The following is a 24,366-nucleotide window of genomic DNA, read 5'->3' as shown; positions in this document are numbered from 1 at the left end:
CGGCTTTGTTCAGCGCGCTGGCTCATGGATTAAGCAGGTTTTGCTCCTGTTTTCACTTTGCGTGCTTATCCTGGAGACAGGTTGTTGGACTTCGTGTAGGGTTGCCCTCGAATGTAAACATTATTCGTCCCAGGGATAAGACGAAAAGTCTGAGAATATGTATCTATCTATGAATCCAGTACCTCCACAGCGTGAATATTTTCTTGACTCCATCCGCGCCTGGCTGATGTTGTTGGGGATCCCCTTTCATATCTCGTTGATCTATTCAAGCCATACCTGGCATATCAACAGCGCAGAGCCCTCATGGTGGCTGACCCTGTTTAACGATTTTGTCCACGCATTTCGCATGCAGGTCTTTTTTGTTATTTCCGGTTATTTTTCGTACATGTTATTCCTGCGTTATCCATTAAAACGCTGGTGGAAAGTGCGTGTTGAACGCGTAGGTATTCCTATGCTGACGGCCATTCCTTTACTCACCTTGCCGCAATTTATCATGCTGCAATTTGTCAAAGGAAAAACCGAGAACTGGCACACGCTTTCTTTGTATGAGAAATACAATACGCTGGCCTGGGAATTAATTTCTCATCTGTGGTTTTTATTAGTGCTTGTTGTATTAACAACCCTGAGCATGTGGGCATTCAGCCAAATCAAAAAAAGCGCGGAACGCACAACGAAGCCGTTATTCGCCGCCGTTTCGATGACCAAATTGACGCTTATCTTCTTTATCCTTGGCGTCGGTTACGCCGCGCTGAGACGCGCCATTTTTATCATTTATCCCTCTATTCTTAGCGATGGCATGTTCAATTTCGTCGTCATGCAAACGCTGTTTTATCTCCCTTTCTTTATCCTGGGCGCGCTGGCATTCATCAACCCGGCGCTGAAAGCGCTGTTTACCGTACCGTCACGCGGATGCACGCTGGCTGCGGCGCTCGCCTTCGTTGCCTACCTGCTGAACCAGCGTTATGGCAGCGGCGATGCCTGGATGTATGAGACAGAATACGTCATTACCATGCTGATGGGATTGTGGATGGTTAACGTGGTCTTTTCGCTGGGCCACCGTTTACTTAATTTCCAGTCCGCTCGCGTCACCTATTTTGTGAATGCATCGCTTTTCATCTATCTGGTGCATCATCCACTAACGCTGTTTTTCGGCGCGTATATTACGCCGCATATTACGTCGAATCTGCTGGGCTTTTTATGCGGGCTGGTCTTTGTTATCGGTATTGCGCTGGTTCTGTATGAACTGCATTTACGGGTTCCCGTACTGAAATTTTTATTTTCGGGCAAACCCGCGGTTAAACGTGATAACAGCAAGGCTGTCGCCAGTTAAGCTGCCCGCTGAAGGGCGTTAAAGCAGCCATTCGACGGGCAAGACAGACGCCAGTCGCACCAGAACCCGCTTCCAGAATCCTGTGGCGGGTTCTTTTTTCAGTACCACCTCGTCACGCAGGTGGCGATCAACCCAGTTAATTCTTCCCCAACGATCCAGCCGCAGTTGCCAGGCGTCATCACGCTGGCTCTGCATAAAACGGTTATGAATCAGCGTTGCCAGCGTTTCGCTTTCAATCACAAACCCCATTTCGGTATTGAGTAACGTCGATCGGGGATCGAAATTGAGCGAACCGATAAAAACCTTATTCCCGTCAATGCTGAAGGTCTTCGCATGCAGGCTGGAGCCTGAGTTACCGGTTAAACCACGATCGTGAAGTTCAGCCGCATGCCCGTTAGTGGGTTTAAGCTCATAGAGCTCAATGCCGTAGCGCAGAAGTTTTTTACGCCACCGCGCATAGCCCGCATGGACGACCGCCACATCGTTCGCCGCCAGTGAATTGGTAAGAATCGCGATCCTGACCCCTTTTCTCACCAGTTGCAGCAGTTGCGCGACGCCCGCCCGGGTGGGAACAAAATAGGCGGAAATAATGTCGATACGTTCCGTTGGCGACCCCATCACATCGAACAGGCGTTGCGGCAGAAGCGAATGACGCTGCGCTTTCCCCTCGCCTTTTAAAGGATCGTCGCTGAGCAAACGGGTTTTCGCCCATATCAGCGGTAAAGCGCCGCGATCAAGATGGGACATAAAGTGGCTGGTTTTCAGCTTATGCAAATAGCGGCGCGTAATGTCGTCGTTGTACCAGGAATCCGGTAAGTCAATGCGTCGGGTGATTTCCTGCTCAGACAGCGACAACACTTTTTGCAGCGTTGAAACCGATTTGCAATGCCAGTAACGTTCAAAATCATCCGCCACGTCTTTTACGACAGGGCCAATCGCCATCACGTCGAGATCGGAAAACAGCGGCTCTTCACCTGCGCCAAAATAGGCATCGCCAATATTCCGCCCGCCGACAATGGTGACTGCGCCATCTGCCGTATAGCTTTTATTATGCATACGCCGATTAAGCCGGGCAAAGTCGGTTAAATACCCCAGCGCGCGCAGCATACGAAAAGAGAAAGGATTAAACAGGCGCACTTCGATATTGGGGTGGCTATCCAGCAGTTGCAGCGTATCATCAAGCCCCGGCGTGTTGTTATCATCCAGCAGCAGGCGAACATGAACGCCGCGCTTTGCCGCCGCCAATAATATCGAAAACAGCAGACGCCCGGACATGTCGTCCTCCCAGATGTAATACTGCACATCCAGGGTGCGCTCAGCCATTTCTGTTAATCGATAGCGTGCGGCAAAGGCATCCAGGCTGTCATCCAGGGCGAGAATGCCGCATTCGCCGGGATGACGTTCACACAGCGGGGTAACAGCGCGCTCAAGTCGGGTCAACTCACTCATCACCTTGTTGGGTCAGTAATCGCTCGTAAAGTCGGGCAGTTTCTTCATCATAACAGACAAAGTATACCTGCTCAGGTAGCGCGTGGCGGGCAAGAAAATCCGCAACCGTATTGACCGCGATCTCTGCTGCGGCGGGGCGTGGGTAGCCGTAAGCGCCGGTGCTGATCGCCGGAAACGCGACAGACCGGTAGCCATTGGCCAGCACCAGTTGCAAACTGTTGAAATAGGCATCTTCCAGGAGCTGGGATTCGTTGTGATCGCCGCCACGCCAGACGGGCCCCACCGTATGAATCACTGCTTTCGCCGGCAGATTGCCAGCCAGAGTGATGACCGCGTGTCCTGCCGGGCACTCGCCCTGCTGCTGCCTGACTTTTTTGCAGGCTTCCAGTAGCGCCGGACCCGCTGCACGATGAATCGCGCCGTCGACGCCACCGCCCCCCAGTAATGAAGCGTTGGCGGCATTAACAATCACATCTACCGTGAGTTGGGTTATGTCGCCATGTTGTACATGAATACGCGATTTCATAGATCCCCCTTACCTTAACCTATAGCCTAAGTGTACAGCAGGGCTTTCAATGAAATCGCGTTTTTTAATCGAACGATTTTATCTCTGACAGATGCGTTTATTGGTATTCAATACTCATAATTGCCAGACGTTGTTGCGGATCGAGATAGTTGATTCTCACGGATGCAATTTGTCGAAGGCTTTGCGGGGCGGTTGTAACCTGTTGCAGGGTAAAACGGTTAGTTTTCATCTGGCCATTATTCACGCATGTCATGTCAATATTTTGCTGCCGGGCACTGACCTCACAGGGAGGTTCGACAATCTGACCACGAAAATGAATAACGCCGCCGGTAGTGATTTGTTGAGCTGTAACAGAGGAAGAAAAGAGAATGCAGACGCCAAGGCCTGCTCCGAGGATATTTTTCGAACACAACGCAAACATACAATAGCTCCTCAATGATCAATCATACTTGAAGGATCGGAGTTTTCCTTCCACTGCGACGCTCGCGGTGAACGGAAACGACGTTGTTGCCTCTCTATAATTCATAGAACAGTAATCCATCCCCTGCCACAAACAATCACCAAATAAATCAAATGATTAAGATGACTTCTCAGGAGATGGCCATTGCTGCGACAAATGCAACGACTGCCCGTCGGAAACGGTAACGATAATTTTTACCGAGTCCTCCGGGGAAATATTTAAACTGAGTTTCGTTAAATCAATGGGTTGATTAGCGGGCAAAGAAAGGGTTGTTTTCTGCTGTGTACGGCTTTGCCCTCCTTTCCCATCACGAACGGCAAAAATTTGGACTTCGCACACGCAGGGTTTGCTGAGCGTAACCTGGGGGACAATGGTGTAAATTTCACCTTGTTGCGTGGTATTAAATGTAATCTGGCTGGAGAGCGCGGCAAGGAGTAATAGCGTATTCATTATATCCTCACGAAAAAAAACAGGGCTTTCGCCCTGTTTATTATGAGTACCCGACCTGAATCAGTACTGGTTAGCCGTGGCGTTGTTGCCGAAGCCGACCTGAGTAACCGATACCTGGGAGTCGGACGCAGTCTGGTTAACCAGCGCGCCGTTGCGGCCACCAAACTGGCTCACAACGATATCAGAGTTTTTGGCATTCCACTGATCGATAGTCGCGCTGTTTCTGTACCCATTCTGGGTCAGGTCAATGCCGCTGTTGTCAGCGCCCTGGCCTACGTCTGCGCCGTTACCATGACCATATTGTTTGATGGACAGATCTGATTTACGAGCATCGCTTTGCAGAGCAAGAGCAGAGTTTGCGCTACCGTACTGGAAAATACTCAGGGTGGATTCAGGGCCGGAATTATTACCGCCATTATTATGACCGCCGCCACCGCCCCACTGCGGAACAACACCTGCCAGAGCACTGCCAGAAACTACGATTGCTGCGAATGCTGCCACTTTTAAAAGTTTCATGGTAAACCCCCATCGGATTGATTTAAAAGTCGTCATGGTATTAACGTTGCGTAACGCGAATAGCCATGCGCGACTGTCTCTGCACTACAACTGCTGTTTTTTGCGTACCGTACTGCGTAATATCTGCTTTATTACCAGAACCTTTCTGAATAATCATTGCAGTATTACCATAAGAGCCTTGCGATATACTTGCATCATTGGCGTAACCCGCCTGATCAATATATGCAAGGTTATAAGCTCCTGACTGGTCAATCTTCGCCCGGTTATTTCCGCCTTCTTGTGAAATAACAGATAAAAGTTTTGAGCCGTCCTGGCGTGTTTTTGCACTATTATAAGTGCCCTTTTGACCAATAATGGCTGCCTGATTAAATGAAGACTTGCTTAATTCATTTACCGCAAAATTATATTCCGCATTTGCCAGATCATAACTTGTCGCGGCTGCAATCCCAGGCGCACCCAGTATTGTTAACATCATAAATAACAATTTGTTTTTCATGTTGTCACCCTGGACCTGGTCGTACATTACGTTAATTTAAAAGCATTTCAATTTGACTGTTAACGCGATTCGTTTTTTGTTAACGCCGCGTTACGATGAAGAGTATGTCCGTGGAAACATTTTAAATAACTCACCCGCGAGTGGTATTTTGATATTCAGCGTCACACCAAAGTGCTAATTCACTGTTGATTTCACTGTTATTTACGAAAAATTTATTTTCTTATCTGTAGCGGGCTAAACATTTCTGCCAGTGAGAGGGAAAAACCGTTTTCTGCATATCATTATGCGTTTCTCCGGGCATCACACTGCATCGCCGTCACAACTCGTGACAAACATCATTTTTTTCTCACTAAAAATGTCCAGGCGGCCCTGAGTCGAACGTTTTAAAATTAACTTGTCAGACAAACTCAAACATAATTTTAAATTGTGATTTAAAATCAATAAGTTATTATAATTTGTATGATTTTTTAAATCTATGCAATAACAGCAACATGTACAACTTTTCTATCAAATCTAATCTCTAAAAAATCCATACATTAACATATTAATATATAATTTTACATTTTGTTACAAGTTTAACACTTGCTTTAAGGTTTGTAATGACTAGATTGAAATCAGTTGTAGCCCATCTGTTTTAATATTTTTACCCTTTTTGGGTTGATGTTTTATTTCTACACACAGCAGTGCAACATCTGTCAGTACTTCTGGTGCCTCGTATTTTAGCTGAGGCAGCTGTCAGATGTGCGACTAAAAAAAGTGGGGTTTCATCATGTTTAATGAAGTCCATAGTATTCATGGTCATACATTATTGTTGATCACAAAACCATCTTTACAGGCCACTGCATTATTGCAGCATTTAAAGCAATCACTGGCTGTTACCGGAAAACTACATAATATTCAACGTTCTCTGGATGATATATCCGCCAGTTGCATTGTTTTACTGGATATGATGGAAGCGGATAAAAAAATTATCCATTACTGGCAAGACAATTTGAGTCGGAAAAACAACAATATCAAGACGTTATTGTTGAACACTCCCGACGACTATCCCTTCCGTGATATTGAAAACTGGCCACATATCAATGGCGTGTTTTACGCAACGGAGGATGAAGAACGTGTCGTTAACGGCTTGCAGGGGATCCTGCGAGGCGAATGCTATTTTTCGCAAAAGCTGGCCAGTTACCTGATCACCCATTCAGGGAACTACCGTTACAACAGCACGGAATCAGCGCTTCTCACTCATCGTGAAAAAGAGATCCTCAATAAACTGCGAATCGGCGCCTCAAACATTGAAATCGCCCGCTCGCTTTTTATCAGCGAGAATACGGTAAAAACACATCTTTATAATCTTTTCAAAAAGATAGCTGTTAAAAACCGTACTCAGGCGGTCTCGTGGGCAAACGATAACCTCAGGCGATAAAGCCATGAAACGCTATCTGACCTGGATTGTGGCAGCAGAATTACTGCTTGCCGCAGGGAATCTTCACGCTGCGGAAGTTGAAGTGGAAGTTCCCGGACTCTTAACTGACCATACCGTCTCATCAGTCGGCCACAATTTTTATCGCGCCTTCAGCGACAAATGGGAAAGTGAGTACACAGGCAATTTGACCATCAATGAAAGACCCAGTGCGCGTTGGGGAAGTTGGATCACGATAACGGTAAATCAGGACGTTATATTCCAGACTTTTTTATTCCCAACGAAAAGAGACTTCGAGCGAACCGTTGACTTCGCGCTGGCGCAAACTGAAGAAGCATTAAATCGTCGGCAAATAGATCAAACGCTATTAAGCACGAGTGATTTAGCGCGCGATGAATTCTAAAATATGATTTAGTCTGGAGGCTGCCATGCGTGTCAAACATGCAGTAGTTATGCTCATGCTTATTTCACCATTAAGTTGGGCCGGAAATATGACATTCCAGTTCCGAAATCCTAATTTTGGTGGAAACCCAAATAACGGCGCATTTTTATTAAATAGCGCTCAGGCACAAAACTCTTATAAGGACCCAAGTTATTACGACGACTTCGGGATTGAAACCCCGTCTGCACTGGATAACTTTACGCAAGCTATTCAATCGCAAATCCTTGGCGGATTGCTGACGAATATTAACACCGGCAAACCAGGCAGAATGGTGACCAATGATTTTATCATTGATATCGCCAACCGGGATGGGCAACTGCGACTTAATGTCACGGACAGGAAAACCGGGAAAACCTCGACGATTGAAGTGTCAGGTTTGCAAACACAGTCAACCGATTTCTAAGCCCCAGCTACCAAAGGACAATAATCATGCAGCGCTTACTTATTTTGGTTGCAGTATGTTTACTGAGCGGATGCTTAACCGCCCCGCCTAAAGAAGCCGCGAAACCGACATTAATGCCTCGTGCGCAAAGCTATAAAGATTTGACGCACCTGCCGATGCCAACGGGTAAGATTTTTGTCTCGGTTTATAATATTCAGGATGAAACGGGCCAGTTTAAACCTTATCCGGCGAGTAACTTCTCGACTGCCGTTCCGCAGAGCGCCACCGCGATGCTGGTGACTGCGCTGAAAGACTCCCGCTGGTTTATCCCGCTGGAGCGTCAGGGACTGCAAAACCTGCTGAACGAACGCAAAATTATTCGTGCAGCGCAGGAAAACGGCACGGTGGCTATCAATAACCGAATCCCGCTTCAGTCCCTCACCGCCGCGAATATCATGGTGGAAGGGTCGATTATCGGTTACGAAAGCAACGTGAAGTCAGGCGGGGTCGGCGCGCGGTACTTCGGTATCGGTGCGGATACGCAGTATCAGCTTGACCAGATTGCGGTAAACCTGCGCGTGGTTAACGTCAGCACCGGCGAGATCCTCTCTTCGGTCAATACCAGCAAGACCATCCTTTCCTATGAGGTGCAGGCCGGGGTGTTCCGCTTTATTGATTACCAGCGACTGCTGGAAGGTGAAATCGGCTACACCTCTAATGAACCGGTGATGCTGTGTCTGATGTCAGCGATTGAAACGGGCGTTATCTTCCTGATTAACGACGGGATCGATCGCGGCCTGTGGGATTTGCAGAACAAAGCGGAGCGTCAGAACGACATTCTGGTGAAATACCGCCACATGTCCGTACCGCCGGAATCCTGATATTTCGCCAACCGTAGAATGCCCGATGGCGCAGGCTTATCGGGCCTACAGCAGGCAGGATAAGTTTGCGCCATCAGGATTGACATCATATGAGCGTGGGGGAAACCTCACGCTTTTTTATTTGCTGACCGCCGTCGGCGAAGACTCTCTTACCCGACGAGACGCCAGCCACAGCCCGCTATTTTTCATCGCATAGCCAAACACGAGTCCCAGCGCCAGCGAAGGCAGAACCAGTCGCCAGTCCCCCTGCCCTGCAAACGTCGCGCATGCGCCGATAAAGGTGCCAGGCACAAAAGAAAGCAACAGCTGCTTCGCCTGAACGCACATCAAAAATGCGACGATTCCCGTCATGACGTAACTGACGATCTCCAGATGCGGAGCCAGCGCGCTGCCGTGAATAATCACCAGCGCCCACACCACGCCGCTCAGGAGCGTACATGCAGAAATCAATAACCCTTTCAGGCCGCCCTGCGGGCAGGCGAAATAGGCCGTACAGCCCAGAAAACCCGCCCAGCTGAGCAGGCCAAAGGAAACGGCCACCCATCCCCAGATACCGGAGAGAATGCCCGTTGTGATTGCAATGGAGATAAGTATGTTCATGCCGCGCATCATAGCAGAAAAGCGGCATACGAATGAGATCACGCACACATTTTATGCAAGGCAATTAATCACGTTGCATAACAAAGTGACTATGATCACATTTACTCTTCAGCACCTTCCTGTAACTCATCCCACATTGCGCCGATCGCATCGCGCGTCAACGGCGCCATCGTACGCCAGAATGGCGTCGCGGCATGGGCTTCCACTTTGCCAAGGAAAGTACCGCACCAGGGAAGCAGGTATTCAATAAACAGCGTTTCCAGCGCTTCGCTCTCATCTTCAGCAGACTGATCCTCCAGCCAGGAGGCGGCCAGCAGCAGCGTACCGATATGGTCGGCAGGGGTATCCGCCAACGGCATACCGCGAGCGGAAAGAAATGCGCGAACATCGGACTCCTTCGCCCCTTCCACCCAGGCGCTGCGATAAGGCGACACGGCGCACTCGTCGCCGACAAACAGCGCATTGTAGTCCGCCGCCAGTTGGGTCATGTCGCAACTTTTCTGCAACCGCGCCAGAAGCTCATCCTGCTCCAGCGGCCAGCTTGCCGACAATTTACCCTCGCGGATCAGCGTAAACAGAGGAACCAGCAGAGGGTCCTGCGGTTGGCGGTAATACAGCGATCCCAGCACACGACACAGGATAGAAAACTCATTCATTGATATATTCCAGTTATCAGCAATTAAAGTTCAGCAAACTCCGGGATCGGCGCCATACCGCGCGATTCCAGAAATCTCAGTAAGCGTCCTGGCGAAACGTTTAAAACGCGTTCTTCCGGGAAATCCACTTCATCCAGGATCTTCCGGCATTCGGCAAATTCACCGAGTGTAAACGCAGTATGGGAATCCGACCCTAACGCTACCCATCCGCCAGCGTCACGCACGGCTGCGGCCACCGCGCGGCAATTATCTTCACTGCCTTTGCGCGAATGCAGGAATGACGAGTTATTGATTTCCAGCGCCACCTGGTATTTAGCCGCCGCCTGCGCAATCGCGGTGATATCGACAGGATACTTCGGGTTACCCGGATGGCTGATAATATGCACATTTCCGCTGGCCATCGCGGCAATCATCGCCTGGGTATTGGTCTCTTTATCGTGCGGCGCGAAAACCGGTTCATGGAAACCGGCGATAATCACATCCAGCGAGTTCAGCATCGGGCCCGTGCAGTCAATCTCGCCATCGATATTCTTGATGTTGGCTTCAATACCGCGAAGAATGCCCACCCCGTCAACCAGACGCGGCCAGATACGCATGTTGATAAAGTGCCAGTGATGCGGAGCATCGGCCATATCCGGGCCGTGATCGGTAATGGCAAAGAGCTTAATACCTTTGCGTTTCGCTTCGGCAATATAATCGTGCAAGGTACTGTATGCGTGGGTGCTGGCGACGGTATGCATATGCAAGTCAACGGGATACATAACTCACTCCTGTAGTCGTTTTCCGACAAGGATAGCAGGTATCGTCGCCATTTATTAGTCGAAACCCGGCGCTAACCGGGTTGTCATCAATAGCCGCGAACGCGATCGACCTGACCCGTCACGGATTCGCCGCGTTCCAGATGCGTAATGGTGCGCGAAATATAGTCCACGGCTTCCGCCGGGCGGGTGACGGCAGCAATGTGCGGCGTCATCGCCACGCGAGGGTGTTGCCAGAGCGGACTCTCTTTTGGCAACGGCTCGCGGCTGAAAACATCCAGCATCGCCCCTTTGAGTTTTTCGCTATTCAACGCGGCAAGCAGATCGTCCTCATTAACATGCACGCCACGCGCCAGGTTAAGCAGGTAAGCGCCATCCCGTAACTGATTGAGCAAGCCGGAATTAATAATGCCCACCGTCTCCGCCGTATTTGGCAGCAGGTTGATCAGCACCCTTGTTTGATTCAGGAATGCGCCTAACTCCTCAGCTCCCGCAAAACTCTCTACGCCAGGCCAGGATTTACGGCTACGGCTCCAGCAGCGAAGCGGGAACCCCCATGCCTGGAGCGCTTCAGCGACTTTGGCGCCCAGCACCCCCGCCCCCATAATACCGACGGTGAACTCATCGCGATCATATTCCGGCAGCGGCTGCCATGTTGACTGGTTTTTCAACGCCTGATAATCATCGAAGCGGCGGAACCAATGCAGCACCTGGCTCACGGCATACTCCTGCATTTGCAGGCCCATGCCGGTATCTTCCAGGCGGAACAACGGGATAGAGGCATCCAGCATTTCCGGGTGCGCTTTGAGCTTACTCAGAATGGAATCCACACCTGCGCCAAGCGCAAATACGGCTTTTAGCTTCCGTCCTTCAAGCATCTCCACCGGCGGATGCCACACGAGCGCATAATCCGCAGGTTCGTTATCACCGGGTTTCCATTCACGAATATTCGCGCCGGGAATCGCCTTTGCCAAAGCGTTAAGCCACCAGGCCGTATCGAAGGTCGGGTGATAGAACATTATCTCCATGTTGACTCCTGAGTGTTGTTGTGCGGAATTTACTCGCACTTATTATCATCATTTTCATAGGGATCATCAGCATAACAAATTTAGAGATGCTGGCAAAAAAAGCAGTTTCCGCTTATTTAAACTGCATGTTGATTGAAGTTTGTGTAATTGCACGATTTTTTAGAAAAGGTGATTGACGCCGGGGGCGTATTTCCCTAAATTAGCGCCCGTTCCAGCAACACTGGAACGACAATATGGTGAGGTGTCCGAGTGGCTGAAGGAGCACGCCTGGAAAGTGTGTATACGGCAACGTATCGGGGGTTCGAATCCCCCCCTCACCGCCATATTCAGAAAAAGAGCTCGTACGAAAGTACGGGCTTTTTTTTTGCATGTTGCACGCGCTGTGGGGGGATGAGAACCCACGACCGGGGTTCGACAACTGGCGGCAGCCAGTTGGACAGACCGCGAACGCAGAGAGCGGGCTGCCCGCAGGGCGAGCGAAGCGAGTCAATCCCCCCCTCACCGCCATATTCAGAAAAAGAGCTCGTACTAAAGTACGGGCTTTTTTTTGCATGTTGCACGCGCTGTGGGGGGATGAGAACCCACGACCGGGGTTCGACAACTGGCGGCAGCCAGTTGGACAGACCGCGAACGCAGAGAGCGGGCTGCCCGCAGGGCGAGCGAAGCGAGTCAATCCCCCCCTCACCGCCATATTCGGAAAAAGAGCTCGTACGAAAGTACGGGCTTTTTTTTGCCTATTGCACATGCTATCCGGCTGACAAGAACACCCCAGGCCCGGTAAGCGTTAGCGCCACCGGGCGCTCGCACATCGCCGGATGGCAGCGCAAGCGCCTTATCCGGCCTACAAAAACATCCCAGGACCGATACGCGTTAGCACCATCGGGCACCCGCACATCGCCGGATGGCGGCGCAAGCGCCTTATCCGGCCTACAAGAACACCCCAGGCCCGGTAAGCGTTAGCGCCACCGGGCGCCTGCACATCGCCGGATGGCAGCGCAAGCGCCTTATCCGGCCTACAAAAAAACAAAGCCCGGTTTCCCGGGCTATGAGATCTGACGACGCTTCAGTTGTAGGCATGAAGGGTTCGTTGGCACAATGCCGAACGCACGCAGTCGTCTTTATGGAAACGGACAATACCTATCATCTCATCTTCTTCAAAGCGAGCTAACGCATCACTTAACCCTGATTGAACATGAGCCGGTAAATCGCACTGGGTAATGTCGCCATTTACGATAACCGTCACGTTCTCCCCGAGGCGCGTTAAGAACATCTTCATTTGCGCAGCAGTCACATTCTGAGCCTCGTCAAGAATGACGACTGCATTTTCAAATGTACGTCCGCGCATATAGGCGAACGGCGCGATTTCCACCTTACCAATCTCAGGCCGCAGGCAGTATTGCATAAAAGACGCGCCCAGGCGTTTCACCAGCACGTCATAGACGGGCCGGAAATAAGGCGCGAACTTCTCGGATATATCGCCTGGTAAGAAGCCGAGATCTTCATCGGCCTGCAAAACCGGACGGGTAACAATAATCCTGTCTACATCTTTATGTATCAGGGCCTCTGCTGCTTTTGCCGCACTGATCCAGGTTTTTCCACACCCGGCTTCGCCAGTGGCGAAGATCAGTTGTTTACTCTCGATAGCATTCAGGTAGTGCTCCTGAGCCTCATTTCGCGCTACGATTGGTGTGGCGTCACGGCTATCACGCGCCATGCCTATCGCTTCTACGCCGCTCATCTGCACAAGCGAGGTGACCGATTCTTCTTCACGTTGTTTGTGGCTACGCGAATCCCGTCTCAGCACACGTTTTGCTTCACGACGAGCTTTGATCACTGCTTTTTGTCTTCCCATGGATAGCACCTTGAGTTGTTGGTATACATCACACGCGCCGTTGGCGGCACGATTATGCGCACAAACATCTGAGGGTTGGCTTCCTTGTAAGCCATTGCTTGCTTTTTGAAAAGACGCCCTACACGGCTACGCGCACCGAATACGGCGTCAGTAACAGGGATAAAAAGAGGAAGTGAGAGGAATTTAGCGGTGACGACAGGGCTACCGGAGGAGAGGCATCCGCATAAGTTATTGCTGTTACTGCGAAAAACGTGTCCAGTACAGGACCTTACCATTCGCGATCTCCATAGTGAAAAGTGTCATCACTGCCGGGAACTACCGCTATTACGTATTAGTACAACATAATTTATCATTAATGCAACAACATATTTACCATGCATTAACTAAAGTTCCCCTTTGCACTGGCAATAGTCTCTTACAGAGATATTACAAAATTATTTCACCTGAACGCTCATAGTAAAAATTAATACTTTCATTCATCGACATACAGAGAAACACGCCACAATTCTGAATAAAAAGCCCGCGCATGGCGGGCGATGAAAGTAAACGGGCAGCGGTCAGATTACTCTGCCTGTAAACGCGACGGCGGTGCGGAGTGGTAATACGCATCCGCTTTTGCAAAACGTTCTTGCATAGCCGACGACGGCGCTTTACCCAGCAGGCTAAAGACCACAATCCCGATGCTGCCGAAGATGAAGCCAGGGATGATTTCGTACAGATCCAGCCAGCCAAACTGTTTCCAGACAATAACCGTCAGCGCCCCGATAACCATTCCGGCCAGCGCGCCGTTACGGGTCATACGCGACCACATCACCGAGAACAGCACGACCGGGCCAAACGCCGCGCCGAAGCCCGCCCACGCATAGCTCACCAGACCGAGCACGCGGTTTTCAGGGTTAGCAGCCAGCGCGATAGACACCAGCGCAACCACCAGCACCATAATGCGCCCTACCCATACCAGCTCTTTCTGGCTCGCGCCTTTACGCAAGAAGGCTTTATACAAATCTTCGGTAATCGCGCTGGAGCACACCAGCAGCTGGCAGCTTAACGTCGACATCACCGCCGCGAGAATAGCGGACAGCAGAATACCGGCAATCCACGGGTTGAACAGGATTTGCGCCAGTTCAATGAACACGCGTTCCGAGTTCTGATTCACCGCTCCGGCCAGTGCCGGGTTATTGTTAAAGTAAGCAATGCCGAAGAAGCCGACAGCCACCGCCCCCGCCAGACACAGGATCATCCAGCTCATACTGATGCGACGCGCGTGCACGATGCTGTGATGAGAATCCGCCGCCATAAAGCGCGCCAGAATATGCGGTTGACCAAAGTAGCCCAGCCCCCAGCCCATCAGGGAGATAATGGCGACAAAGTTCAGCCCCTTGAGCATATCCACATTCTCAATGCTCTTTTGTTTGATCACTTCCAGGGAGTCACCAAAACCGCCGACGCTGATGATCACCATAACAGGCGTCAGAATCAGGGCGAAAATCATCAGGCTGGCCTGGACGGTATCGGTCCAGCTCACGGCCAGGAAGCCGCCAATAAAGGTGTAGATAATGGTGGCTGCCGCCCCCGCCCACAGCGCGGTTTCATAGCTCATGCCAAAGGTGCTTTCAAACAAACGCGCCCCTGCCACAATCCCCGATGCGCAATAAATGGTGAAAAACAGCAGGATAACCAGGGCAGAGATAATGCGCAGAACGCGACTTTTATCTTCAAAACGCCCGGTAAAATAATCCGGCAGAGTCAGGGCGTTATCATTAAATTCAGTGTGGACGCGTAAACGTCCCGCCACCAGTTTCCAGTTAATCCATGCCCCTAACGTCAGACCAATCGCGATCCAGCTTTCAGAAATCCCCGACAGGAAAATCGCCCCCGGCAGACCCATCAGCAGCCAGCCGCTCATATCAGATGCGCCAGCGGATAATGCCGTCACAAACGGCCCAAGGCTGCGGCCGCCGAGAATATAGTCATCAAAGTTTTTGGTCGAACGCCATGCAATAAACCCTATCAATATCATGCCAAAGATATAGACACAAAACGTCACCAACATCGGTGTGCTAATAGCCATCAAAAGTCTCCAGATTTTATGTGCCGGCAATAATAAGAGCTGCCGTTTTATACCCTGCCGGAACGTGGCAATGGTGTTTATGTTTACCAGGGCGACCGTATCCTGCCGGAAGCGGTGGTCATTCACAATCGATTTAACACATCATTTACATCAAATTTTATTCGGGTGGGATACTATTTTTCTCCAGGTTGCACTCTCTCACATTTTTTAAGGTTGCACCTTTCAAAAGTGTTAACTGCCGCAGAGAAAAAGATTTGGTTATTGTTTTTATCCCATCCAGAAGCGTCTCTTCTTTTAACATTTCATTCATTTTTAAGCTTGCAAGGCAGGTCACATTTAACGAGGTTGCACAAAGTTGCAACATGGTGGATATTTCTCGATAACTATCAGCAGCACATATCAGAACAACAGGAGTAGACGGCATGGGAACCACCACGATGGGGGTTAAGCTGGACGACGCGACGCGCGAACGTATTAAAACAGCAGCAACACGAATTGATCGCACCCCACACTGGCTGATCAAACAGGCAATCTTTAATTATCTGGAAAAACTGGAAAGCGACGAGGCGTTACCGGAGTTGCCCGCCCTGCTGGCTGGCGCCGCCAATGAAGGTGATGAGTCAACCGCACAGCAGGAAGAAAACCACCAGCCTTTCCTTGAATTTGCCGAGCAGATCCTGCCTCAGTCGGTCTCCCGCGCCGCGATTACCGCAGCTTACCGTCGCGCCGAAACCGATGCGGTGCCGATGTTAATGGAGCAGGCGCGTCTACCGCAGCCGGTGGCTGAGCAGGCCCACAAGCTGGCCTATCAACTGGCGGAGAAACTGCGTAACCAGAAAACGGCCAGCGGTCGCGCCGGGATGGTGCAGGGGCTGTTGCAGGAGTTCTCCCTCTCCTCACAGGAAGGCGTCGCGCTGATGTGCCTTGCGGAAGCGCTGCTGCGTATCCCGGATAAAGCGACGCGTGACGCGCTCATCCGCGACAAAATCAGCAACGGCAACTGGCAGTCGCATATTGGCCGCAGCCCGTCGCTGTTTGTTAATGCCGCCACCTGGGGTCTGTTGTTTACCGGCAAGCTGGTCTCTACCCACAACGAAGCCAATCTCTCTCGCTCGCTGAACCGGATTATCGGTAAGAGCGGCGAGCCGCTGATCCGCAAAGGCGTGGACATGGCAATGCGCCTGATGGGCGAGCAGTTCGTCACCGGCGAAACCATCGCCGAAGCGCTGGCGAATGCGCGTAAGCTGGAAGACAAGGGCTTTCGCTACTCCTACGATATGTTAGGCGAAGCGGCGCTGACCGCCGCCGATGCGCAGGCTTATATGGTTTCGTATCAGCAGGCTATTCACGCCATTGGCAAAGCGTCTAACGGACGCGGAATTTATGAAGGGCCGGGGATCTCCATCAAGCTTTCCGCCCTGCACCCGCGCTACAGCCGCGCGCAGTATGACCGCGTGATGGAGGAGCTGTATCCGCGCCTGAAATCCCTGACGCTGCTGGCGCGTCAGTATGATATCGGCATCAACATCGACGCCGAAGAAGCTGACCGTCTGGAAATCTCCCTCGACCTGCTGGAAAAACTTTGTTTTGAGCCGGAACTGGCTGGCTGGAACGGCATCGGTTTCGTGATTCAGGCTTATCAGAAACGCTGCCCGTTTGTGATTGATTATCTGATCGATCTCGCCACTCGTAGCCGTCGTCGCCTGATGATCCGCCTGGTGAAAGGCGCGTACTGGGACAGTGAAATCAAACGCGCCCAAATGGACGGACTGGAGGGATACCCGGTTTACACCCGCAAGGTCTATACCGACGTTTCTTATCTGGCCTGCGCGAAAAAACTGCTCGCCGTACCGAATCTGATTTACCCGCAGTTTGCGACCCATAACGCCCATACTCTGGCGGCGATTTATCAACTGGCGGGGCAGAACTACTATCCGGGCCAGTATGAATTCCAGTGTCTGCACGGCATGGGCGAACCGCTGTACGAGCAGGTCACCGGTAAAGTGGCGGATGGCAAACTCAACCGTCCGTGTCGTATTTATGCCCCGGTCGGCACGCATGAAACGCTGCTGGCGTATCTGGTGCGCCGCCTGCTGGAAAACGGCGCCAACACCTCCTTCGTTAACCGTATTGCCGACGCCACGCTGCCGCTGGATGAACTGGTCGCCGACCCGGTGGAGGCCGTGGAAAAACTGGCGCAGCAAGAAGGGCAAACCGGCTTGCCGCATCCGAAAATCCCGCTGCCTCGCGACCTCTACGGACAAGGCCGGGAAAACTCCGGCGGGTTGGATCTGGCGAACGAACACCGTCTGGCTTCCCTCTCCTCCGCCCTGTTGAACAATGCGCTGCAAAAATGGCAGGCCAAACCGATGCTGGAACAGCCGGTCGCTGACGGAGAGATGACGCCGGTGATCAACCCGGCAGAGCCGAAAGACATCGTCGGCTACGTGCGCGAAGCCAGCGCTGCGGACGTTGAACAAGCGCTACAAAACGCGGTTAACAACGCCCCTATCTGGTTCGCGACGCCACCGCAGGAACGCGCCGCCATCCTGCAACGCGCGGCGGTATTAATGGAAGGCCAAATGCAGCAGTTGATTGGCATTCTGGTACGCGAAGCCGGGAAAACCTTCAGTAATGCCATTGCAGAAGTACGCGAAGCGGTGGATTTCCTCCACTACTACGCCGGGCAGGTACGCGATGACTTTGATAACGAAACGCATCGTCCTTTAGGCCCGGTCGTCTGTATCAGCCCGTGGAACTTCCCGCTGGCCATCTTCACCGGACAAATTGCCGCTGCGCTGGCGGCGGGCAACAGCGTCCTGGCGAAACCGGCGGAACAAACGCCGCTGATTGCCGCCCAGGGCATCGCCATCTTACTGGAAGCCGGTGTTCCGCCGGGCGTAGTGCAGCTGCTGCCCGGCCAGGGTGAAACCGTTGGGGCGCAGTTAACCTCCGATGAGCGCGTACGCGGCGTGATGTTTACCGGCTCGACCGAAGTCGCCAGCTTATTGCAGCGTAACATCGCCACCCGTCTGGATGCGCAGGGTCGCCCGATTCCGCTGATTGCGGAAACCGGCGGGATGAACGCCATGATCGTGGACTCCTCCGCCCTTACCGAACAGGTGGTTGTGGATGTGCTGGCATCTGCGTTTGACAGCGCCGGGCAGCGCTGTTCGGCGCTACGCATACTGTGCTTGCAGGATGATATCGCCGACCACACCCTGAAAATGCTGCGCGGGGCAATGGCGGAATGCCGCATGGGCAATCCGGGCCGTCTGACCACCGACATTGGCCCGGTTATCGATAACGAAGCCAAAACCAATATCGAGCGCCATATTCAGGCGATGCGTACGAAAGGTCGTCCGGTATTCCAGGCCGTACGTGAGAACAGCGATGATGCGCGCGAATGGCAAAGCGGCACCTTTGTTCCGCCAACGCTGATTGAGCTGGAAAGTTTTGATGAGCTGCAAAAAGAGATCTTCGGGCCGGTGCTGCATGTGGTGCGTTACACGCGCAACCACCTTCCCGAACTGATTGCGCAGATCAACGCCTCCGGCTACGGTCTGACGCTGGGCGTACATACCCGAATTGACGAGACCATTGCGCAGGTCACCGGTTCAGCGCACGCAGGCAACCTGTACGTCAACCGTAATATGGTCGGCGCGGTCGTGGGCGTCCAGCCATTCGGCGGCGAAGGCTTGTCCGGCACCGGGCCGAAAGCGGGCGGTCCGCTCTATCTCTACCGTCTGTTGGCAAATCGCCCGGAAAACGCGCTGGGCATTACGCTTGCTCGTCAGGATGCGGACTACCCGGTGGATGCCCAGCTTAAAGCCGCGCTGACTCAGCCGCTTGACGCGCTGATCGGGTGGGCGGCGGATCGCCCGGCCTTGCATACGCTCTGTCAGCAGTTTAGCGAGCTGGCGCAGGCCGGAACCCAGCGTCTGCTGCCTGGCCCTACCGGTGAGCGCAATACCTGGACGTTACTGCCGCGTGAACGCGTATTGTGTCTGGCTGATGACGAGCAGGACGCTCTGGTGCAGGTCGCCGCCGTGACAGCGGTCGGTAGTCTGATTTTGTGGCCGGACGATGCCTTCCATCGCGAACTGGCGAAGCGCCTGCCTGCTGCGGTTTGTGAACGTATTCAGTTTGCGAAAGCGGACACGCTGACTTCGCAGCCGTTCGATGCGGTGATCTTCCACGGCGATTCCGATCAGCTACGGGCGCTGTGCGAGGCGGTAGCCGCCCGTGACGGCGCGATCGTGTCGGTACAGGGCTTTGCCCGTGGTGAAACCAATATCCTGCTGGAGCGTCTGTATATCGAGCGCTCGCTCAGCGTTAACACCGCTGCGGCAGGTGGTAACGCCAGCCTGATGACAATTGGTTAAGGCTGTGGTTAATTAAGGCTTTGGAAAATGCCCGGTGGCGCTACGGCTCACCGGGCCTACAAAACACATTTGTAGGCCGGATCAGGCAAAGCCGCCATCCGGCAATGTTTTAGAGCCAGAGGGAAGTATGAAGCGAATTATATTCACATGCGCTGCGCTGCTACTCAGCGCTCCGGCACTGGCCGATGACTGCGCCAACGCCAGCACGCAAATGGAGATGAACACCTGCGCCGCCGCGCAATTTCAAACCGCCGATAAAAAACTCAATGAGACGTACCAGAATGCGCTAAAACGCGCCGAACCGCCGCAGCGTGACTTGCTGAAAAAAGCGCAAATCGCCTGGATTGCCCTGCGGGACGCCGACTGCGCGCTGGTCAGTTCCGGCACGGAAGGCGGCAGTATACAGCCGATGATCGCCAGCCAGTGCATGACGGACAAAACGGACGAACGCGAAGCGTTTTTAGCTTCGCTGCTGCAATGTGAGGAAGGTGATTTGAGCTGTCCGTTGCCGCCAGCCGGTTAACGTACGCGAATGCCTTCAATAATCATCCGCTGTACGCTTTCGACCGTTTGATTGAAAAAGGCTTCATCACGCAGCGTTGCGCCCGTTACCGCTTCGACCTGAGGCGCAAAATCGGCGTAATGCTGCGTTGAAGCCCAAATCATAAAGATCAGGTGATGCGGATCGACGGGCGCCAGTTTTCCACTGTTTACCCATCCGGCAATCAATGCTGATTTTTCGTCAATCAGCGCCTTCAAATCCCCGGTCAGTTCTTCCATCAGCAACGGCGCGCCCGCCAGCATCTCCATGCAAAAAAGCCGGGAAGCCTGCGGATAATCACGGGAGACCTCCAGTTTAAGACGGATGTACTCTTTGATCGCCACCAGTGGCGCGAAGTCTTCACGAAAGGCCTTTAACGGCGCCAGCCAGATATCAAGGATTTGCCGCAGTACGGCGACATAAAGCGCCTCTTTCGACGGGTAATAATAGAGCAAATTGGTTTTGGACACTCCCGCCTGCTCAGCCACCTGCTCCAGACGTGAACCATGAATACCGTACTGGGAAAACGTGTTTAATGCAGCGGTTAAAATCGCCTGGCGCTTGGCGCTGACGGCCTGTGAACGTTTACCTGTTTTTTTCTCTGCGCGTTGAACCATGCGCCCTCTCCTTGTTTTATTGCCGCCAGGATACCGTGGCAACGGCGCTTTTTTCTTTTTGAACGTCAGGACGCTTAGTTTGCGTCGCCTGCGGCGACACTTCAATCTTACGGACAAAAAAACCGCCGGAGGAACCGGCGGCGGTGGCATCATAACGTTTACCAGCGGCATGCGCTAAACATTATGGCGTTAACTTACAGGCTAGCTGTTACGGTTACCGTGACTGCTTTTGCCCCCTTTTTTGCCTGCTTCTGATGCACGCTGCGGGTCATTCTTAAAGTTGCCCCCGCTGTGCTGGCCACCTTTACGACCTGCTTCTGATGCTCTTTCGCGGTCTTCCGCAAAATTACCGGAACCGCCCCGATGGTTTGCCATTACTGACCTCCGTCATAGATTAGACATCATATTGCATCGGTGTTGAGGAAGATCTCCTCACGCGGCATATGGCAGACGCCACAATTATTGCCACGCGGAACTAAGCTTAGCGAAGTTACCCCGGCTGACCAGTAAATCGTAATATTCTGCAACAGGTTCGTCAGGGGGACAGGAATAATCCCCCCAGGAAATCAATAAGCCTCTCTTATGGTTAAAGAAATCCGAACGGCGAAAAATGTATCATTTTGCAACAAAAACGACGCTGATAAATCTTGTTATAAATCAAAGAAATGGTTGTGATATTTGCACTCTCTCCAGGACGTCATATCTTTAAATAGAGGTAGCGAATCGCTACGGACACGGTTAACTCGAGGAGTAGTGCAAAATGGCAAAAATTCTGGTGCTTTATTATTCCATGTACGGACACATCGAAACCATGGCGCATGCGGTGGCGGAAGGGGCAAACAAAGTGGACGGCGCAGAAGTCGTTATCAAACGCGTACCGGAAACGATGCAGCCTGAAATCTTCGCAAAGGCCGGAGGTAAAACACAAAACGCACCAGTCGCAACCCCGCAGGAACTGCCTGATTACGACGCCATCATTTTTGGTACGCCGACGCGCTTTGGCAATATGTCAGGCCAGATGCGCACCTTCCTGGACCAGACGGGCGGTTTGTGGGCATCCGGCGCGCTGTATGGAAAACTCGCCAGCGTATTCAGCTCGACAGGCACCGGCGGCGGTCAGGAACAAACCATTACCTCAACCTGGACCACGCTGGCTCACCACGGCATGGTGATTGTCCCTATCGGTTACGCCGCGCAGGAACTGTTTGACGTCTCGCAGGTTCGCGGCGGTACGCCATACGGCGCCACCACGATTGCCGGGGGCGATGGTTCACGCCAGCCAAGCCAGGAAGAACTTTCTATCGCTCGCTATCAGGGTGAATATGTTGCAGGTCTGGCAGTAAAACTCAACGGCTAATCTTCAACAGGAGGATTCGAATGCCAACTCAAGAAGCGAAGGCTCATCACGTCGGCGAATGGGCAAGTCTGCGTAATACATCACCAGAAATAGCCGAAGCCATTTTTGAAGTCGCGAAGTATGACGAGAAACTGGCTGAAAAAATTTGGGAGGAAGGCAGCGACGAAGTGTTGCTTAAAGCCTTTGAGAAGACGGATAAAGATTCGCTATTTTGGGGCGAACAAACCATCGAACGTAAAAATGTCTGACCTTTTCTCCCCCGCCTGCGCGGGGGAGAACCTCTGCTATTTTGCCGCGCTGTTCAACACGTTATCGAACTTATCAAGAGGACAGAAGCCGTTTGCGTCTATCGGGCATCCCGCCAGTTCCAGCGTGACGCGCTGCGCCGGTGATTTCAGCGTCAGGACGTCCGCGTTACGCAACTGCTGCGAGCTCTGATACACATATTCGATTTTCATCAGGTCGCGATTGCCTTTGCTGTCATGCCAGCGCTGGAACACAATCTTGCCGCCAATAGGGGTGCGTTCGTACTGATCGTGCAGCTGGTAGGGTTTGAAATCCAGCGCCGTCAGCAGCGAAGCAATATTCGAGTCATGCCCCACCAGAACGGTAATTTTCGGCGCGCTGCTACGGTCAGTCACCAGCGCTTTATCAATATATTTGACCAACGGTTTGGCGACGTTGCGCGCCACTTCACCCGAGGTAAACAGGCTGTCCTGATACCCGTTCTTCAGCTTTGACAGGACTTTCCACTGCTGATCGGATTTAATCTCGCCCCAGGCGACCTGATCCATCGGGAAACCTTCGTAGTATTGCAGCGTAAACGCATCCACCAGCGAGTTGCCGACTTTCAGCGGCCCCGAAACGCCAGGCTCCTCCTGATACTTCGCGCTAAAGGCGTCTTTGGCTTCGGTCAGCGAACACTGCTGTTTTTCTTTGCAGGACGGTGAATCTTTGTAGTCCGTCATCTGCGCCAGCAGCTGATAGCTGTCGTCAAGCTGCATCTGGCTGCGCTCTTTTTCCATCGCCTGCACCGCTTTCTGGCTAAACGCCGCAGAGTCATCGGTGATCACCGGATTAAACGTTGGGTCCATCGTGCCCATTTTTTCCTGATGATGTACCGGAATGTCGCACCCAGGGAAAGCGCCGGTGATAAAGAATTGTGCCGTCGCAACGGTGCGTTGCAGACTGTTGGCATAGGTATATACCGTGTCCGGCGTCGGGCATTCGCCTGACGTGACCATCCCCAGCTCCGCCAGCCATTCTCGCATGTAGTGGCCCATATAAATTTCCAGCACACCGCCTTTCGTGGTGAGCTGCCCGCCGGGCACATCCCACTCCGGCCACTGATTCGGCGTGGACTGCTCCAGCACGCTGCCATTATTGGCCAACGGCGCGCGCAAGTTGTGTCGGCTCATCATCAACACTTGTTGCAGTTGATAACCTTCCGGCGTTGTCTGCGCTTGCGCGGCGGACGACAATAAAACAGCCCCTGCCACAGCGGCGGCGAGTATCAATTTTTTCATCCCTACAACCTCTTGTTGTTATCAATCCTCATAGAGTGTGACAGAAATATGACATTTTTCCGGGAACGGTTTCGCAAAACGGGAGATTCCAGAAGATAACCGGCAGGTCAGCGTGTTCCGGTTATTCCGAGATAAAAACCTCATACTTAATATTGCGGGCGCAATAAAAAGTGCCGTCCGTCAGATACAGTTCACGAAATCGCGTGTTATCAGAGATGTTGTCCAGCAGGGAACGCTCCGTATCGACAAATTCTTTTTGCACGCGGTAATGAACGGCGTTCTCCGTTTCAAAAGAGACATATTCCGTGGTGGCGTAGGGCTTATTTTTTGATTTCACGTACACGATATATTGCACGGTACTGGCCGTCAGCCCCGTTTTCGCCGCGATCTCTTTGAGACTCAACGTCTCAGAGGCATAAAGCGCCTGAACCTGCGCTATGCGTCGGTGATTATACGCCGTCACCCGAAGGCTCAGTTTCAGCCGATAGGCCATATTCCGCACGGCGGTAATATTAGTGTGAAGCAGTTGCGCTATCTGCTCTGTCGTGAGGATGCCCGCGTTTTCCCGCAGAATCGCAAGGCTTTCGTCGTTCCAGATAAATGCCATTGGGTATCTCTCCGTACGC

General features: G+C 52.3%; 26 protein-coding genes and 1 tRNA gene. 10 read left to right on the top strand and 17 right to left on the bottom strand.

Annotated features, from left to right (window positions below; all coding sequences use genetic code 11):
* Positions 1-169 precede the first annotated feature (169 nt).
* The gene (gene mdoC / locus OGV83_RS04935; protein WP_012132882.1) at positions 170-1,330 is read left to right on the top strand and encodes a glucans biosynthesis protein MdoC; all 1,161 of its coding nucleotides are present in this window, start codon (positions 170-172) and stop codon (positions 1,328-1,330) included.
* 18 nt (positions 1,331-1,348) lie between these two features.
* Here the strand turns inward: mdoC and OGV83_RS04930 are convergent, their stop codons facing one another.
* The 6 genes from OGV83_RS04930 to csgB all read right to left on the bottom strand — a co-directional run bounded on the left by OGV83_RS04930 (position 1,349) and on the right by csgB (position 5,227).
* Entirely contained in the window at positions 1,349-2,779 is a 1,431-nt protein-coding gene (locus tag OGV83_RS04930; protein ID WP_080975442.1) for a phospholipase D family protein, read from the bottom strand.
* Positions 2,772-3,305 carry an O-acetyl-ADP-ribose deacetylase gene (gene ymdB, locus OGV83_RS04925; protein ID WP_047457580.1) on the bottom strand — a complete coding sequence of 178 codons (534 nt, stop codon included), beginning with the start codon at positions 3,303-3,305 and terminating at the stop codon, positions 2,772-2,774. The genes OGV83_RS04930 and ymdB overlap by 8 nt, the downstream gene beginning before the upstream one ends.
* 97 nt (positions 3,306-3,402) lie before the next feature.
* Positions 3,403-3,726 (bottom strand): YmdA family protein, encoded by a 324-nt coding sequence (locus OGV83_RS04920; RefSeq protein WP_200029268.1) that lies wholly within the window; start codon positions 3,724-3,726, stop codon positions 3,403-3,405.
* 156 nt (positions 3,727-3,882) lie between these two features.
* Positions 3,883-4,215 carry a curli assembly chaperone CsgC gene (gene csgC / locus OGV83_RS04915; protein WP_024130449.1) on the bottom strand — a complete coding sequence of 111 codons (333 nt, stop codon included), beginning with the start codon at positions 4,213-4,215 and terminating at the stop codon, positions 3,883-3,885.
* A 60-nt stretch (positions 4,216-4,275) separates the two neighbouring features.
* Positions 4,276-4,731 carry a curli major subunit CsgA gene (gene csgA, locus OGV83_RS04910; RefSeq protein WP_024130450.1) on the bottom strand — a complete coding sequence of 152 codons (456 nt, stop codon included), beginning with the start codon at positions 4,729-4,731 and terminating at the stop codon, positions 4,276-4,278.
* Between the two features lie 40 nt (positions 4,732-4,771).
* Positions 4,772-5,227, bottom strand: coding sequence for a curli minor subunit CsgB (gene csgB, locus OGV83_RS04905; RefSeq protein WP_047457584.1), 456 nt, complete (start codon positions 5,225-5,227; stop codon positions 4,772-4,774).
* 769 nt (positions 5,228-5,996) lie between these two features.
* Between csgB and csgD the strand changes: the two genes are divergently transcribed.
* From csgD to csgG, 4 genes are read left to right on the top strand one after another with little or no spacing between them, the layout of a single operon-like run.
* On the top strand, positions 5,997-6,647 hold the full coding sequence (csgD, locus tag OGV83_RS04900) for a biofilm master transcriptional regulator CsgD (protein WP_012132891.1): 651 nt from the start codon (positions 5,997-5,999) through the stop codon (positions 6,645-6,647).
* Between the two features lie 4 nt (positions 6,648-6,651).
* Positions 6,652-7,047 carry a curli production assembly/transport protein CsgE gene (csgE, locus tag OGV83_RS04895; RefSeq protein WP_012132892.1) on the top strand — a complete coding sequence of 132 codons (396 nt, stop codon included), beginning with the start codon at positions 6,652-6,654 and terminating at the stop codon, positions 7,045-7,047.
* A 25-nt stretch (positions 7,048-7,072) separates the two neighbouring features.
* Positions 7,073-7,489 (top strand): curli production assembly/transport protein CsgF, encoded by a 417-nt coding sequence (csgF, locus tag OGV83_RS04890; protein ID WP_012132893.1) that lies wholly within the window; start codon positions 7,073-7,075, stop codon positions 7,487-7,489.
* A 26-nt stretch (positions 7,490-7,515) separates the two neighbouring features.
* Positions 7,516-8,349, top strand: a complete 834-nt coding sequence (gene csgG, locus OGV83_RS04885) for a curli production assembly/transport protein CsgG (RefSeq protein ID WP_024130452.1) — start codon at positions 7,516-7,518, stop codon at positions 8,347-8,349.
* Between the two features lie 117 nt (positions 8,350-8,466).
* On the opposite strand, the gene OGV83_RS04880 is transcribed toward csgG, so the two are convergent.
* The 4 genes from OGV83_RS04880 to ghrA form a co-directional block, all read right to left on the bottom strand.
* A complete protein-coding gene (locus OGV83_RS04880) occupies positions 8,467-8,949 on the bottom strand; it encodes a DUF1097 domain-containing protein (protein ID WP_146209156.1) in 483 nt (160 codons plus the stop codon).
* A gap of 101 nt (positions 8,950-9,050) precedes the next feature.
* Positions 9,051-9,605, bottom strand: coding sequence for a TorD/DmsD family molecular chaperone (locus OGV83_RS04875; RefSeq protein WP_012132896.1), 555 nt, complete (start codon positions 9,603-9,605; stop codon positions 9,051-9,053).
* Between the two features lie 23 nt (positions 9,606-9,628).
* Positions 9,629-10,366 (bottom strand): phosphatase, encoded by a 738-nt coding sequence (locus tag OGV83_RS04870; RefSeq protein ID WP_012132897.1) that lies wholly within the window; start codon positions 10,364-10,366, stop codon positions 9,629-9,631.
* 86 nt (positions 10,367-10,452) lie between these two features.
* Positions 10,453-11,391, bottom strand: coding sequence for a glyoxylate/hydroxypyruvate reductase GhrA (gene ghrA / locus OGV83_RS04865; RefSeq protein WP_012132898.1), 939 nt, complete (start codon positions 11,389-11,391; stop codon positions 10,453-10,455).
* A 235-nt stretch (positions 11,392-11,626) separates the two neighbouring features.
* Between ghrA and OGV83_RS04860 the strand changes: the two genes are divergently transcribed.
* Positions 11,627-11,714, top strand: a tRNA-Ser gene (locus tag OGV83_RS04860).
* 740 nt (positions 11,715-12,454) lie between these two features.
* On the opposite strand, the gene phoH is transcribed toward OGV83_RS04860, so the two are convergent.
* From phoH to OGV83_RS04845, 3 genes are all read right to left on the bottom strand, one after another.
* Positions 12,455-13,243: a phosphate starvation-inducible protein PhoH gene (gene phoH, locus OGV83_RS04855; protein WP_012132901.1), complete on the bottom strand. Its 789-nt coding sequence runs from the start codon at positions 13,241-13,243 to the stop codon at positions 12,455-12,457.
* Between the two features lie 562 nt (positions 13,244-13,805).
* Positions 13,806-15,314 (bottom strand): sodium/proline symporter PutP, encoded by a 1,509-nt coding sequence (putP, locus tag OGV83_RS04850; RefSeq protein WP_024130454.1) that lies wholly within the window; start codon positions 15,312-15,314, stop codon positions 13,806-13,808.
* A 157-nt stretch (positions 15,315-15,471) separates the two neighbouring features.
* Positions 15,472-15,738, bottom strand: a complete 267-nt coding sequence (locus OGV83_RS04845) for a hypothetical protein (protein WP_123907508.1) — start codon at positions 15,736-15,738, stop codon at positions 15,472-15,474.
* Here OGV83_RS04845 and putA point away from each other — a divergent pair.
* Both putA and OGV83_RS04835 read left to right on the top strand, forming a co-directional pair.
* A complete protein-coding gene (putA, locus tag OGV83_RS04840) occupies positions 15,737-19,699 on the top strand; it encodes a trifunctional transcriptional regulator/proline dehydrogenase/L-glutamate gamma-semialdehyde dehydrogenase (RefSeq protein ID WP_286463216.1) in 3,963 nt (1,320 codons plus the stop codon). The genes OGV83_RS04845 and putA overlap by 2 nt on opposite strands.
* 127 nt (positions 19,700-19,826) lie before the next feature.
* Complete coding sequence (locus OGV83_RS04835; RefSeq protein WP_071258246.1) at positions 19,827-20,222, top strand: lysozyme inhibitor LprI family protein; 396 nt, start codon at positions 19,827-19,829, stop codon at positions 20,220-20,222.
* Here the strand turns inward: OGV83_RS04835 and rutR are convergent.
* Positions 20,219-20,857, bottom strand: a complete 639-nt coding sequence (rutR, locus tag OGV83_RS04830) for an HTH-type transcriptional regulator RutR (RefSeq protein ID WP_012132906.1) — start codon at positions 20,855-20,857, stop codon at positions 20,219-20,221. The two genes, OGV83_RS04835 and rutR, sit on opposite strands and share 4 nt — an antisense overlap.
* Positions 20,858-21,058: 201 nt before the next feature.
* Positions 21,059-21,232, bottom strand: coding sequence for a con-10 family general stress protein (locus OGV83_RS04825; RefSeq protein ID WP_012132907.1), 174 nt, complete (start codon positions 21,230-21,232; stop codon positions 21,059-21,061).
* Between the two features lie 385 nt (positions 21,233-21,617).
* Here OGV83_RS04825 and wrbA point away from each other — a divergent pair, with 385 nt between their 5' ends.
* The gene (wrbA, locus tag OGV83_RS04820) at positions 21,618-22,214 is read left to right on the top strand and encodes an NAD(P)H:quinone oxidoreductase (RefSeq protein ID WP_012132908.1); all 597 of its coding nucleotides are present in this window, start codon (positions 21,618-21,620) and stop codon (positions 22,212-22,214) included.
* A 20-nt stretch (positions 22,215-22,234) separates the two neighbouring features.
* Positions 22,235-22,462, top strand: a complete 228-nt coding sequence (locus OGV83_RS04815) for a YccJ family protein (protein WP_047457633.1) — start codon at positions 22,235-22,237, stop codon at positions 22,460-22,462.
* Between the two features lie 36 nt (positions 22,463-22,498).
* On the opposite strand, the gene agp is transcribed toward OGV83_RS04815, so the two are convergent.
* Positions 22,499-23,740 carry a bifunctional glucose-1-phosphatase/inositol phosphatase gene (agp, locus tag OGV83_RS04810; RefSeq protein ID WP_286463213.1) on the bottom strand — a complete coding sequence of 414 codons (1,242 nt, stop codon included), beginning with the start codon at positions 23,738-23,740 and terminating at the stop codon, positions 22,499-22,501.
* Positions 23,741-23,861: 121 nt separating this feature from the next.
* Entirely contained in the window at positions 23,862-24,347 is a 486-nt protein-coding gene (locus tag OGV83_RS04805; RefSeq protein ID WP_000874189.1) for a hypothetical protein, read from the bottom strand.
* Positions 24,348-24,366: the final 19 nt, after the last annotated feature.

This window comes from Citrobacter sp. CK189 (genome assembly GCF_030333505.1).
GTDB lineage: Bacteria > Pseudomonadota > Gammaproteobacteria > Enterobacterales > Enterobacteriaceae > Citrobacter_B > Citrobacter_B koseri.
The sequence above is the reverse complement of the archived record's forward strand: the minus strand, read 5'-3'. Positions and strand labels throughout refer to the sequence as shown.